Here is a 15,256-nt window from a genome sequence, read left to right on the forward strand (position 1 = left end):
AACTTACATTTATTGTTGAGTTGGCAGCAACATCATAAGGTTTAGGTTTGTCATGCATACGGTTATTGATGGGTGAATAATCTCTGAATAACCTTCTGTATCTGTTGTTGAATCGCGCTTCGCGAAGTAAGTGCATATGGTAACTCTCACTCTATCCGCCTTGACTGCATCTACGTACAAGGTATTGATTTGTTTTAAAACAATACAGTAACAGATGCAAAGTTGATTACTGATACAGTTTGCACACTTTCATAATCTAAAATACGATGCCAGATAAGGATAAAATAATTTTAAGATTATTCAAATTTCAGATGGTGGTTATCAATATTAACAATCATGCAAATCCGCTTATTCTTTGTTTATGCAGATTCGGTCCTGGCGACTTCACCTACATTCTGGCGCAGCGCAAATACAGCCAGTGCCACAACATCTGGCGCTTATCTGAAATTCGTTTGCTTTTAACTGCCCCTTTCATATGTGAGGCGCGATATCCAACGCTTTCGCGATCAATATCCGCCGGAATCCCACTCTTTTTGGCTGGTAGCCCATGTAACTTGCTCTGTTTGTAGGCTACTTTTAAGAAACAGACATCTCGATCCTTCCGCTTCAATTACTGAAATGGAGCACTTATGACTGACCCATTACCCCAGAACCGCTTGAAAACGGGCTATTCTGTCTTTGGTTTCACAGATGGCCTTATGCAGGCTCAGCTCAGGTTGTCCCCCCGCGAGATAAGAGCAGTATCCAATGAAAGTAATAAAAAGGAGCTGATTGAGCCATACATAATTAATGCCCTCCTTAATTCATACACGATTGTTTCCTCAGATGACCTTTATGAAGGCGAAATGAAACTCGGCGGTCAAACGGTCACTGTTTGCTTCAGTGAAATGATTGATCCTTATCTTTTTAGCGCTGAGTTCGATTTGTGTAACTCTGAAAAAATTTGTATCGGCAGGTTGTCGAAAGGGGTAGCTCATAATTTTTCACACTATGAGAGATTCACCCGGACATGGATCATTGACTATGTTACCTGCGACCTGTCAGCGCTTTACCTCATCGTGCGCTACCGGATGGAAAAATATGTATTTCCTTTTCCTTCAACTGAAAGCCTGTCATTGCATAGCCGCATTAAGGCGTTATTTAAGGATGCCACCTTATCCGCTCTGCTCTCCCAGATAGAGCCTCAGGATATTGTTTCATTGCAAAAAGAATTACTGACCCTCGACCTGAGCGTACAGGAACGGGAAGAGCTTTTAGGCCTGCTTAACCATGCACATAAAATGCTGGATACCCGCGTGAAAAACCTGAAACAACGTATTCGTATGCTGTTTACTGATGAGACTCGTAAAGCGTTATTAGCGAGCATAACGCAGGCGGATATCGATGAAATAGGCGATGAGGTTCAGAATGAATTGTCATGGTGCGCGGATTACGCTGAAATTCAGCACCAGATTTCGGATGCGCAACAACTGTTGCTAAATGAGACGGTCCTCAACTGTAAAGTGAACACAAAAAATCATGTAACAGTCACCTTTAGTCAGACGCAGACACGCCATTTCAGGGATTACCACTACTTCCTGCGCCTTAACGATGAAGATCAGTCTGAACTTCAGTCAGGTGAGCCTACCTACCCCTCACGCCTTGATGCCCTGTCATGGACGGTGCCACTTACGCCTAAACTTACTGATGCCTTTAGCCTGGAAGTACGTAAAGCTGGCAACACTGGCGAAACTTATACATTGTACAAATCTGCGCATAACGTGTTCTATGAGTCATACGATACGAAAAGTGAAACTGAAGATAAAATGAATGCTTTATTTTCCGATGTCGGCTTTACAGTCCTGCGAAATGGCGTGGTATTAAAGGATATCGACATGCTGGAGCAGGAAATTAGTGGCAGAAAGTTTGATGCCGAATTTTTATCAGTCCTGACAGAAAGGCTGCAGCTGGCAAAGCATCTGCTTAAAAAAGAGCAGGAAGATCTAAAGCTTCGTATACATGCTCTGTACGCTGATGAAACAAAAAAAGTTCTGCGTACGGGCGAAATACAAGTTGAGATAGATAGCATTCTCGCTTTGCTGGAAAGTAAAAACTCCACAGCTCCTCCCTACGATACTTTGATGCATGAAGTCGATGCAGCACAGTTAACACTTCTCAAAGAATCACTTTCCAGTGTCACGATAGATGCGCTGAATAATGTAATTGTTGTCTTCAGCACCACATCAGGCAGAGACTTCAGAAATTACGATTACGATGTGTTTCTGAACGAAAAGCGCCTGACAGAACTCAATCAGGGTATCGCCGTTAGCCCGTGCTCGGTGAAAGGGACTTCATGGATAATACCCACTACAGGCGGCCCCGCTGACACCATGCGTATTGAGGTACGCAGAGGCCCCCTGAGACGCGTCATTCATACCTCCAGCGCAGGCGTTTTTTATACCTCTGCCACTGATCAGCTGTCACTTGAAAATAAACTCAATGCGCTGAAAAAAGGAAAGGCTCTGGTACCAGGCGTAACTCAGGATGGTTTGGACGCACTTTGGCAAGAACTTTCTGCGATGAAGCTCGCTGGCACGCAGCGAACAAAACTTACAGCCATGCTTGATGCAGCATTACCACTGTTGCTTAACGACACTCTTTCAGATGTTATGGTTGATGACTTTAACAAAGTGTTAGTGAAGTTCAACAATAAGCCCGGCAGGGATTTCAGAAATTATGATTATTATCTGATAATTAATGGCCGTTATCAGTCAGAGCTTAAAAAAGGTAAAGCAGCCAGTTCGACGCTGAATGAATTTATCTGGTCTTCTGCCACATCAGCCGGCCCTTCAGATACTTTCCATATTGAGATCCGCCACTCTGTTCTTGGTATAAAACAAACCTTTATCGTCCACTCATCCGGAAAAAACGTTTTTAATACTACCGCAGTCGAACAGCAGATTCTGGAAAATGGTATTAAAGCGCTTTACAACGGAAAAGCACTCGCCACGAGCGTTACACAGGCAAATCTTGACGCACTGAGAACAGAGCTCATCGGGATGAAACTTAGCCCGGAGAGGAAGAGTCATATCAGAGCGCAGATTGATGATGCGCAGATCCTGATGCTAGATGAAGCCGTGAGTGTAAGTATTAGCGGTGATCAAGTGTCTGTTACCTTCAAAAAGGCAGATCACCGGCAATTCAGAGATTATTATTTCCACGTGAACATGAACGGTAAGCACAGGGATGCATTCAGATACCCGATTAATGCAACTCCATCCGTTAAAACCTACACGGTAGGCCCAACGGATACTTTTTTATTTAAGGCTCATCTGGAGTATAGAGCGTATGTTCTCTTCACTCTTCGTGAGACTCCTGCAGCACGGATTTACGTCGTTTAATCCTGAGGCCACAAAATGAAAAAAGATTACAGCTGGATTGCGTTGACGGATGTAAAAATTGTATCAGACCGGGATGCACATGAGAGTGAAACCGTGACGGCGGTTATCTGTGACCCAGATACCGGGGCCATCAGGGAGCAAATTTCTCGAAGTCTGCCTCAGGACCAACGGGGAATGACGCAATGGCCGACTCTCTTTGCAGACGTAATTAACGAGAACAGCCGGTTCATTGCTGCGGGAACGGAAGGAAATGATGGCGAGCTGTTAACGGACTTAACTCCCGCCGGGATTCCTGTATGGGATTTAAGCGGCGAACACATCAGTGCATTCACGACAAGCCCATATGCCGATAACTGGCGAAATGGGCTGCGTAATAATCAGGCTCTGCTTTCGACCGGAGACCTTGTCAATGGTGAAATCCTGCACATTCAGGTCACGGGGAAGGGGTTTCTCTACGAAAGTTTTAGCCTCTGTCTTCCTGAGCCGGCGAGAAGGCAGTTTCACTGGCCATTCTATTTATGTAACTATATAAACAGCCATAGCAGGTATATCCGGGCCGGTGAAAAAAATGCACCTGATGAGAATAACTCGGATCGTCTGTTCTCTCCCCGTTATAGTGACTGCCTTAATTATTTATGGGTACCTGCCAGCTCACCATTGGTCATTGATATGAAAATAATGGATACAAACGGGAGGGATGTGACTGTTATCAAAGACTGGATACGTCCGGGGTTGAAGGACAGACTTAACGCATTATTCATCGACGATATGCAAACATTGCTTGACGATGACGTAATGGGCGAGGACTTAATCGCTCTGGAGCAGGAAATATCAACTGTAACACTGGATTCTGATACAAAAAAACGATATCTATCGCTGTACCATACCGCACACCGATTACTGTTGGAATCAACAATTATCGAGGTCATCGTCGACACGAAACAGACTATTCAGGTTATCTTCAATCCTAAGCTGAGCCGGGATTTCAAACAATATCATTATCATCTTATACAGGAAGAGAAACACCAGTCGACATCTATCGCCGAAGTACACTATGGCGACCCCGTAAAATCAGTGGCAGACGCGAATGGCGTCTGGACAATCCAGTCAGATTTCCGTATGGCAGATAACTTCCGAATTGAGATACACTTATCTGTAGAAAATGCGCTCAGGACGTATATCGTCTATCACTCCGGTAAGCAGATAACCAGCAACGCGATGTCGATCAGTGAAGCCCGGCTTAATGCCCTGTTCACTGATGAAAATTATACTCATCTCGCAGATAACGTAACACAGGAGCTCATCGATACCCTTGAGGAAGAAGTCATCGCGCCGCAACGTGAGGATCTCAGGCCCGCAATGATGAACTTGCTGGACGCCGCCCAGCGACTATTGCTGCAGGAGACGCTTTCTTCCGTCAGCCTGGGTGACTCGGATGAAATTATCGTTGCTTTTAGCAGTAACGAAGCGCGAAATTTCAGGCATTACATGTATGAATTGGTAATTAACAGGAAGAATTATTCTGAACGTGTTTCTATTCTTGATAACGGTAAACCAAGTGAGACATCAACAGAAAGTGAAGGTCTTTGGATGACTGGCCCTGATTCTCACATGGAAGATAACCTGCATATTTATGTGCGTCGCAATGTGGGCGATAATACGAAACGGTATCACTTACTCTCTTTTGAAGATAGTTTGTATCATCAACATAAGTCGATGTTTGAACATTATGAACACCGGCTTGAAGCATTGTTTAAAAGCCCAGAGCATACAGAGCTGGTAGAAAATATTGTTCGGCCCGACCTTGATTCCATTGAGAAAGAGATATCTACTTTAATATTGAGACCAAGTTATAATAAGAGGCTGTCGTTGCTGGTTAAAATTGCCAGACCTCTACTTAAGCAGATGGAAAAACTTGATGAATTAATTACACTCAGCTATTCCATAGACATTGAATCAATCCCATGGCTCAGAGCCGAAAATTATAATAACATAACCGCTGAATCTATATTAAACTTCTTTGAAGGTCAAGATAGTCTTGGTAATGAGATCGTAATGATCAAGATTATTATGAATTCATACTTCTGGGCAAAACAAATCACTCTGCCACCAGCATCAGCACTACCGTGGGGAGTTATTCATATTAATAATTACGCTTACAATACCACAACAATTGTTTTTAGTGACGGAAATCCATCTGTATCGGCGCCGGAAGACTTCCAAGGCATATATATTTCAAGACCACTAGGGGATAAGTGGCACTGGGATAACGTGCATATTTGAGTTATTACCCTTTTCGTCATGCTCCGTGTCATAACGAAGCATAATATGCACTAATTCCATGAGGGCTTTTTATAATGCCTTTTCATTCATACCCAGCAATCCACTTTAGGAAGACTTCAGCAAAACATATTTCAGCGTTCAAGAGCCCTATGAAAATTCACTAAAAAATTTGAGAAAGCGTCTCCATTATCTAAAAGTAAGCATGAGTGAGATATTGCGTTGACTACATGAACTCACGTTTCGACGGTTTGTACGGCTACTTTAAACTTATCGGTCCTGTTGCACCTGGTTTTATAGATAATCTCAGAGTCAACAGGTGCAGATATACCTGATGAAAGCCTTCAACAGGTATCTTCTAGCCTTGTGATTCGTAGATGTGAGCGCGTCATCAACGCCATGTCAGATTTTGCAGCAGGTCTTCCTCACTCAGCCCAGTCATACTCTTAACGCTACTGCGGTCCAGTCCGTTTTCAAGCATACGGCGAGCAATTTTTAGCATCGCCAGTCTCTCTCCTTCTGCAATCCCTTTTTCAACCGCCTTTTCATAACCGCTCAATTCAAATTGTTTTGCAATATTCAGTAGTGTCTCCTGATGGTGCGGTACTCTGTGCGCCAGCTCTCGGACGAAAGCCTCTGCATCAGGTGTCTCGCCCGTTTGTATCAGATAATTCATCAGTACCGTAATGAGGGATGGAGACATCCTCTTTTCCTGCAGAACAGTGTCAAGCCTCTCAATTAGGTACATTGAATCCGTTCGATGACTACGATGATGCAGCAAATTCAGGGCAGCAAGCCCATTATGTACTCCTATTTCATCATCCTTAGTCATTGAAAGATCAATCAGGGGGAATGGCTTACTATAGAGTTTTTCAGCCAGTGAAGGGTCACTGAAGTCGTCAAGCCACCGGCGGGGAGAAAGACGGGAACGGCATGTACCAGTAGTAATTAATAGTGGGATGACCAGCGGTAAGTGTTCATAACCAGCATCCAGATGTTGCTGCATAGCAGCGACCGCGTATTTAAGCATTCTGAAAGCAATATGCTTGTCCGGCGCTGGCTGATGCGTAATAACGACATGTACATAGCAAACATCACCCGAGACCATACTCAAGCTGTAAAATACATCTCTAAAATGCTGCCGGGCTTTATCTTCTGTAAATGTTTGGGGTTCCAGTTGGAGCGTAGTGAAGTCACAAAGATCTTTCACTTCTTCAGGAAAATGGCATTCAAAGAGTTCACGGGCTATTTCTGGCTGCATCATAAAATGTCGATACATGGCATCACGGGGAGTTACGCAGGTCATATTCATCACCATCAATACTGACAGAATTTTTTTCAAAACTTTCCATATTATTGCATCATGCCGGGAGACGATGTGATCCTGCAACCAGTTGTCAAAAAATGCAAAGTTAATTTCATCTCTTGCAAAGAGTTTTCTCTGCAGCCCCTTTGCCAAGCCCGATTCACCAATACCTGATTGAATACACAGGCAAATCCCTTTCCTGAATAAGTGACTATCCCGCTATACTTATTCGCAGGTCAAATTAACGGCCATCTGAGAAAGTACCCCTCAGTCAATGAGAGACAACATGGTTGAATGTCAGCATGATGAAGTAGTAGTAAAAGCGATGACGTCCTTGAATATTCAGATAACCAGAGAGTTAACTCATTGCATATCCATACAATGATTACATAGTGCAAGCACCATTTCATTATTCATGTAGTGATAAAAACGCATTCATTACGTTGCTAATCAGCGTTAACTTTCCGTAAGCAAGACAATCATTTGTTTGTAACGCCTTTACATTCACAGGCACCATCATCTGACATTTAGGCGATTGTAATATGGCTACGATGAAACTACGCACGCCCCCGTTTAACCATGAGTTGTGATGCGCGTTCCAAAACCGGGGCATTTCATTCAGGTACGTTATGTTTATATCGGGCAAGCCTTTGAAGTGCTTCGCTAAGGCCTTCCGGAGCGAGTGATGCGACCCACTCCAGCATGGCAGCACTTTCAGGGGAGAGGCTACGTGCGCCGGCAGACGTTTTTTTTACACCTGTATCCTCTCTGACAATGAAGGCGATGTCACACAAGCCCTGAAGAAGAGGCTTTAACTTTTTCATCAATGCTACTTTCCGGGTGCTTAGCAACAGCATCTCTTTTTGAGAGCCTGTTTCAAGTACCAGTTTGCCCTGATTAAAATTTGCGACTTTCACCCGCTTACGTGCCAGCCCCGGCAGATAGCACTGAATCTCTTTTTCAATCCTGTTTAACAACATCGCGTGGAGGCTCAGCGCCTGCAAGCGTTCGCCCATCGCAGAATTCTTGACAACAAGTTCGTAAAGCGATGCTGGCCCCGGCTCTTTCTCAGCCATGCACGTCACCCCTTCTGTAATCAAATAAAATTACATTAAAATCAAACATCACTCGGCCATCAATCTTAACCCTGCTCTGTTCTGAAAGGACTTAATACCACAAGATATCGACTAGCAACAAATTCATTTATCAGGGATAATTCATTGTCATTTTACTTATATCGGATCTTCATATGTCTAAGCGTGAATCCTCACCCTCGGAAAGCGTTCCCAATAATCTGGCACAGTTAAAATTAGTGCCTTTCAGCCTTGAGGCTGAACAGTCAATATTGGGCATTCTTATGCTGGACAATGACTTATGGGATGACGTAACTGAAATCATAAGTGAAAACGACTTTTATCACAAAGTACATCGTCTCATTTTTCGTGAGATGCGGACCTTGTTAGCCCAGGGTAAACCTATTGATCTCATAACGCTCACCGAAAGTCTTGAAATCAAAGATAAGCTTGAGACCGCGGGCAGCTTTGCTTATGTTGCAGAGCTTTCAAAAAGCATTCCCGGCATCGCAAATTATCGGGCGTATGCGGAAATTATTCGCGAGCGCGCGATTGTTCGGGAAATGATCTCCGCAGGCAATCAGATTGTAGATGCTGGCTACAACACTGCCGGTCGAAACAGTGATGAACTTCTGGACACGGCGGAAAAGCTTATTTTCGAGCTGTCAGAAAGACGCTCCGCCACGGCAAAGAATGCTGTCGTTAGTATTGCACAGGCGTTAGAGTCAACTGTAAGCAGGATAGAGTTACTTTACAGTAATCCTCATGATGGCGTTACCGGTGTTAATACGGGCTTCAATGCCCTTAATGAAATGACATCCGGATTTCAGAGCGCCGATTTGGTGATTATTGCTGCCCGCCCCTCTATGGGTAAGACCACCTTCGCCATGAATATCTGCGAAAATGCCGCAATGGTTCATGACAAACCCGTGTTGATATTTAGCCTCGAGATGCCAAAAGAACATGTCATGATGAGACTACTGGCATCGCAATCAAGGGTGGACTTGTCAAAGATCATGAGTGGTAAACTGGAAGATGAAGATTGGGCAAAAATCTCCAGTACCATGGCATTGCTTCTGCAGAAAGACAATATTCTGATTGACGACTCATCAGGCCTGACACCCGAACAGTTACGAACCCGTGCACGGCGCGCCGCACGGGAACACGGAGGATTAAGCATGATTATGCTCGATTACCTCCAGCTGATGCGTGTTCCTGGTTCCGCCTACGAAGGTAATCGTACACTTGAAATTGCCGAGATTACGCGATCATTAAAGTCACTGGCTAAAGAGCTGAATGTTCCTGTGGTCGCCCTTTCCCAGTTAAATCGTGCCCTTGAACAACGTGCTGACAAGCGTCCGATAAATTCAGATCTCAGGGAATCTGGCTCCATTGAGCAAGATGCGGATGTGATAATGTTTATTTATCGCGATGAGGTCTATGACGAAATGAGTGCTGACCGCGGTGTTGCCGAAATCATTATCGGTAAACAAAGGAATGGCCCTATTGGGAGTTTGAGACTGCGTTTTCAGGGACATTTCTCTCGTTTTGACGATCTTTAATCGTCCTCGGGTAGCGGTTTATTGATGTTATAAAGGCCCGGTAAAACATTTTTTAAGTCAATGCGTTTTGGCGTGACATGACGGGCCATCCTCTTCGCTTTACGGAGTTTTTATGCCCGGTAAGTCATTCTTTAAAGCATAGACTACGATGAATGTGCCCAGCCTCATTTTAATCCTTGCATGTAAGTTCTCTTTGCGTAAGTGATTAGTATAATGAAATGCTATTGGCCATTAATATCCACAACCCAATAATAACTGATATTTATCGCCCCCCGTAGAAATAATTTATATTCAACCGAAAAGTTTTTCTTTATGAATCAAACTTAATACCTACGCTGATAAACACTTTGGAATAACCAGCCCCTTCAGTAAGGTTTACTAAAGGGGCGTTGTAACTTCACAAGAATTTATAACCGTTTACCTGTAAGCCAATGCTCTACTTTTTGACCAAAAAACCAAACTATCTTCTTTTCAGTTGCGTTCATACCTCATATTAGCAGCTTAGACCATATTTACATGTAAATTATTGAGAAAGAAAGCGTTTAAGCCATGTTTACTTTTGCACATCAAAAGACTGCAAACACAATCTTCCGCCAGATTGCAGATGAATGTCTTTTTATCGCTCATGCTGCCTCTCAATATAGAAACTATGGGAAGGATAATAATCAGGATCATATAAGCTCGAACTTTTGATAAAATCATCCAGCGTAAACGTCACCATATCGTTCTCATCGCCTGGGGTGCCCTCATAACCCAACTCTTCTGCAGGCGCCAGGGTTTTGAGCTCATAATCTTTCCCATTTTTACCCGCCCAGTGTTTTTCAATGAACTCCAGTTCGCTCATTTTTGCGCATGAGCCTGGGCCGCCTACATAGGGATCAATAATAAACCGTTCGTTATTAAGATTGACGGTAAGATACACATGGTAACTCCCTGACCACGCCTCTCCATCTTTTCCCTTCATTTTGATAGTTTTTGTCGGCTCATCATCAATAACCTTCATTACTCTTACTTCAAGTTTATCTTCAATGGCCTTCCAGAGTTCTTTATCTGTCCGCATAAATCTAAGTACGCGTTGCGTCTTCTCGTCGCAAGCTCTTTCCTTATCAGCTTCTTTTTCGTAATTTTTTTTGTTACGTTGGAGTTTATCCATAAGAACATCATCACTGACTTTCATACCCCCTTTTAGTCCTGATGAATCCTTCACCCATTTTTGAGTGTTCCATCTTATCCGTTCACCTGGAATAGATGGATCAGCAGGATCAACTACACGCACCCCGCCTCCATTTCCAATGGTTACTCTATAAATCAAAGGCGATTCCCCCGTATAGCCTCGCTCTCTGATGTACCATTTTCCATCCAGCTCCCAGAATTCGCCATCAGGCTGACCACGCGGTTTGCCCTTCTTCGCCGTTTCAAGGTCCACTGTTAAAGACCAGTCCCGCTTCAGCCACCCCGCTTCAAAAGCCGATGTATGCCTTGTGCTGGCTTTTAACGTGTTTGCAAACGTCAGATGGTCCCCTCTTTTAAGCATCCCCTGCACGCCACCTGAGACGCCTTTCAAGACATCTGGCGTACGCTTCACTATGCGCGTCGCAGCCTGTATGAGACCCGCTCCGCGCCCAAGCACTTTTAAGCCTCTGGTAATATCAGTAACGTCCAGTGAGCCCATCAGTCCCGTCAGTATCGCCAGGCCCCGATCCCCACGCTTCCACAATTCCATTGCATTATGAACGTCATCCGCAAGAGTAACAGCCGTCAGCCCTGCACACGATACTGCTGCTGCAGGACCTGTCGCCATGCACGCCGGCAGGACCATAATACCGAGGCCTGTCATCGCTGCATCACGGATTACCTCCCAATGGCTGATGGTCATCTCATCCGCATCAGCAATCTGTTGTTTCACCATTTCACTGTACAGGTCATAATTTGACGAAATGGTATAGCCTGCACCTGCTCCACCGGATGCAGCATGTCTGAACGCATTATCTATTCTGTTCTGATCCGCGAGCGTGACCCTTGATTTCACCGCATCCTGGGCTTTCTCCGAATGCATCATCAGCGCATTAAAATCCTTAAGCGTAAAAATATGGCTACCGTGGATCGCCTCAGGAATATAAACATATTGAGACTGAATAAATTGATTAAGCTCCCACTTTGACTGACGATCCCGCACTGTAAACATCACCATGCCAGGCACGGGGACGTCACCAACCGTTAGCGGTGCCATAAAGTCGTTTCCTGAAAAGGTACTCTCCGGGTAGGCTTCAATCAGCCGGCCTAAGCGCATAGCATCCCTAGCAGGTAAAATCGTTCCCCATGACGAAGCCGTATTTTGTTTCGCCATGTTTAACGCAAGCTGCATTTTGGAACATTCCGCGGCATTCCATGCGTCACGAAGCGCTGAGTTTTGCGGTTTACTGAAATCCAATTGTCTGCTGAGATGTGCCTGATAATCTGTGCCAGGAAAACCTGTTCTCAGCGCCTCATCCAGCCCACTCTTCACATCAGGGTGATTCAGCTTAAGGAACAATTGCATCGCCAGGTTGAGACGCTGCTGCTCATCGGGCTCAAGCGTTGCGATATAGCGCCTATCTGCAGAGTTCGTCGCTCCTGTCACAATTGGATGGGCGATCGCTCGCTTAAGCACATCAGCAAAGGCATATTTCTCCCTGATCGTCAGTGCGCCGACATAATCATCATCTGCCACTGCCTTTGGCAAGACTTCCATACCCAGCGCAAAGGTATCACCGCCTGGCTCCTGGCGGCGCCGGAAGGCTGAAAACTCGGTTATTGTCCCGATGTTGCCACCGTGATGTGGCTTGATTAAAACATCATCCGGATCAAAATCCGCGGCGTGTTCAAATACACCTTTATCCTGAAGAAAACGTCCGTATTCATTCCTGCTTTTGATCCACTGTTGCGTAAAACCGAGCAGGGAGAGCGTCGGGGAATTATCCATTACGCGAATCAAGTGGCCCTGAAGTCGTACAACGCGGTTGGCCAACTCCTGAGTGGCCACATCATATTTAAGAGTGGCAGTATTTCTCGCTAACAGACGCCCGGCAAATGCACCCATCGCCCCCCCGTAGGTAACGCTTTTCCCCGGAGTGAAATGGAGTGCCGCATTGCGTTCGGACCAGACACGTGAATCCTTTTTAAGCGCATGAAAAAAATCCCCCAGTCGCCATGCATCCTCCGCGTTTTCTGCACGTGCAGCCGTTTCAAGTCGGCCCGCCTCAATCGTGTCATCCTGCAGTCTTTTTTCACTCACGAACTGCAGCATTTCCTTTTCGCTGCTGAAATAGTGACGGCGTTCACTGGCATCTGCGTCATAAAGCACGCAGCTCCCTTCATCGTCCCGCAGTACCAGCCAACCTGACAGGGGGATTTGCATGGGCTGACCAGAGTTGTCACGCGCGCTGAATGTCAACTGACCTGCTTTGACATCGTTGGCACCTGCACGAAATTTACTGACGATTTGCAGACCCCGAATCTGATCGTTGCTTCTCAATTCGCCTTTGAGCTCAGCCTCTAGGGTGCTTAGCTCAAAGCGTGCTTCAATAAGCTGACGGAAGGCCAGCTGAACGTGGTCATTGTTCACTACCGCCGTTATATCAGGCGGAGCGGTTATCCCATTAAATGCGTGACGAAACGCATCTCGCCTTTTCCCTTTCATACGGCGGCGTTGGGATTGAATATCAACTTCGAGATCAGGTGCTTTTAACATTTTATCGAGCATGCCCGTCTGCCATGCTTCATCAAGTGTAAGGCTGAACGAGCCAGGAATTGACAAACTTCCCACGCGCTCAGTGAGAGTGGCGTTTAGGCGGATATACTCTGGCTGAATAGGAAGGTGCAACTGGCGCAACTGCTGGACTATATGCGCAAATCCAGGATGCTCCACCAGCACTTTATGCGAAGCAGACGCCATCGCGTCTTTGCTCGTGGCTACATAGTCCAGGAGTTTTTTGTAGGCGTGTTGGCGGTCTTCGGGTGCATAACGCAACCATGCGAAATTTTCACCTGATGGCAGCCTGTCCCGCCATTTGGAAAAGTAGAGTTGTTCATTGTTCTTTGTTGCCTCTCCTGATGTAGTGATGAGGCGATTCAGCACAGCCAGTTGTGCCGTCTCGTGTATATCCACATGAGGCGGTATTTTCATTTCAGCAGATTGCGCCCCACTTGAAACATCTCGTCGGCGGCGGACAGATAAAGAAGACGATTCATTCTGAGCAGGAAGGAGCAGCTGATCCAGTGCATGCAGTAGCCCATGATCCAGCAGCATTGCGCGCGCTTCGTTTATAAAATTTTTACTGTCACCGTGTCTTTCATGCAGTTCGCGTAATTGATCGCCCAGTGAAAGAATACTCAGGCGCCCCTCTGCATCGGGTTCGACCGCAGCCATCTCCTGCTCCAGTTCATTTTGCAGCTCTGTGATCTCTGAGGCAGACACTCTATTCTCAAACACGGATTCAGATTTGCCATTTAGTGAATCTGTGGCAGGCATGCGTGCCGTATCCGGAACGGTGTAAATTTTCTTCAGCATCGCGAAGGCACCACCTCCAGCAATCAACGTTCCCCCGGCCAGTGCTGCAAATAAGCCTCTACGCCTTACCCCTGTTGCGACAATTCCAGTGGTTGTGCTGGCCACGACTGGCGGGAGTAAAGCCACAGAAGATTGACCAGAGTTTGTCACGGGATAAGGGGCTCTTTCACGCTGAAGCTCATTCCGCGTACTTTTTCTGCGCTGGCCGAATTCTTCAGATGCCTGCAACGCCGTGTGGAATTGCTCCTGAAGGATGCGATCCTCCGGATTACGAAGCAACGCTTGCCAGAACTCCAGACATTTTGCCTCAAGTTTATCTGCCCGTTGCTGCATACGCGTCATACCTTCACTGCGTGATCTTAGCGCCGTTGCCTCATCATTAAGAGCTTTTATCTCATGTTTCAGTGCCCTTACTTCTTTCATCTCCATCTCACCCCGGCACAATATCGGGCTAAAAGTCGTAAGTAGCCATTCGAACAGCGCCACTGCCGGCGTGATTTTTACTGTAAAGTGGAATTTCCCGTGTTGAGCAAGATGAGCTGCAGCACGTGCATTATCAAAGATATTTTTTTTGAGCGGCCCAGAGACAAGTTTATCCGGGGTTAAATGAAGATTGTTGAGTTGCGTTTGTTTAATCGTCTTCTTTAACAGTCCAAAGTCTGGAGGAATATCTTTGAATGCATCCTGAATAATCGCTGCCAACTCGTAACACGGACGCTCTGCCCAACCCGTCAGGTTTCTGATAGATTCTGCAATTACAATCCCAGTATTTTTATGGAGTTTAGCGTCGTTTTGTTCAGCGCACCGGGGAGAGAATATATTCTTTGCCGCCGTCCGAAATGTGTAAAATTCGCTTATCTCCTGTAAGGCATACTTAACATTCTGCCTGACGTTGGATGTCACTGAGAAAGTACTGTGGCTGGGTATGTCATGATCCGTCACAGCTGAAAATAAAGATTCGGTAGAACCGGGAGAATTACCGATACTTTTGAGTGTACGAAAATGGGATGTACGAGGGTTTACGGTAGCGATTGCCGTATTCGATACTGAGATCTTGGAGGATGGCGTTACTACAGGCATTTACTGACTCCATATTTATAGCTAAT

The 15,256-nt window shown here is 45.6% G+C and carries 6 protein-coding genes; 3 read left to right on the forward strand and 3 right to left on the reverse strand.

Going from position 1 to position 15,256, the window contains the following annotated elements; genetic code table 11:
• Nucleotides 1-629: 629 nt before the first annotated feature.
• Nucleotides 630-3,380 carry a hypothetical protein gene (locus AAF463_RS24390; RefSeq protein ID WP_350262487.1) on the forward strand — a complete coding sequence of 917 codons (2,751 nt, stop codon included), beginning with the start codon at nt 630-632 and terminating at the stop codon, nt 3,378-3,380.
• Between the two features lie 15 nt (nt 3,381-3,395).
• Nucleotides 3,396-5,663, forward strand: a complete 2,268-nt coding sequence (locus AAF463_RS24395; RefSeq protein WP_350262488.1) for a hypothetical protein — start codon at nt 3,396-3,398, stop codon at nt 5,661-5,663.
• Between the two features lie 388 nt (nt 5,664-6,051).
• Here AAF463_RS24395 and AAF463_RS24400 read toward each other — a convergent pair whose 3' ends face one another.
• Both AAF463_RS24400 and AAF463_RS24405 read right to left on the reverse strand, forming a co-directional pair.
• Nucleotides 6,052-6,978, reverse strand: coding sequence for an Rpn family recombination-promoting nuclease/putative transposase (locus AAF463_RS24400; protein ID WP_350262786.1), 927 nt, complete (start codon nt 6,976-6,978; stop codon nt 6,052-6,054).
• Between the two features lie 602 nt (nt 6,979-7,580).
• Nucleotides 7,581-8,042: a hypothetical protein gene (locus AAF463_RS24405; RefSeq protein WP_350262489.1), complete on the reverse strand. Its 462-nt coding sequence runs from the start codon at nt 8,040-8,042 to the stop codon at nt 7,581-7,583.
• A 173-nt stretch (nt 8,043-8,215) separates the two neighbouring features.
• Between AAF463_RS24405 and dnaB the strand changes: the two genes are divergently transcribed.
• Entirely contained in the window at nt 8,216-9,601 is a 1,386-nt protein-coding gene (gene dnaB, locus AAF463_RS24410) for a replicative DNA helicase (RefSeq protein WP_350262490.1), read from the forward strand.
• 616 nt (nt 9,602-10,217) lie between these two features.
• Here dnaB and AAF463_RS24415 read toward each other — a convergent pair.
• Nucleotides 10,218-15,230, reverse strand: coding sequence for a DUF6543 domain-containing protein (locus tag AAF463_RS24415; protein ID WP_350262491.1), 5,013 nt, complete (start codon nt 15,228-15,230; stop codon nt 10,218-10,220).
• Between the last annotated feature and the right edge of the window lie 26 nt (nt 15,231-15,256).

The organism is Pantoea sp. BJ2 (genome assembly GCF_040255075.1).
GTDB lineage: Bacteria > Pseudomonadota > Gammaproteobacteria > Enterobacterales > Enterobacteriaceae > Pantoea > Pantoea leporis.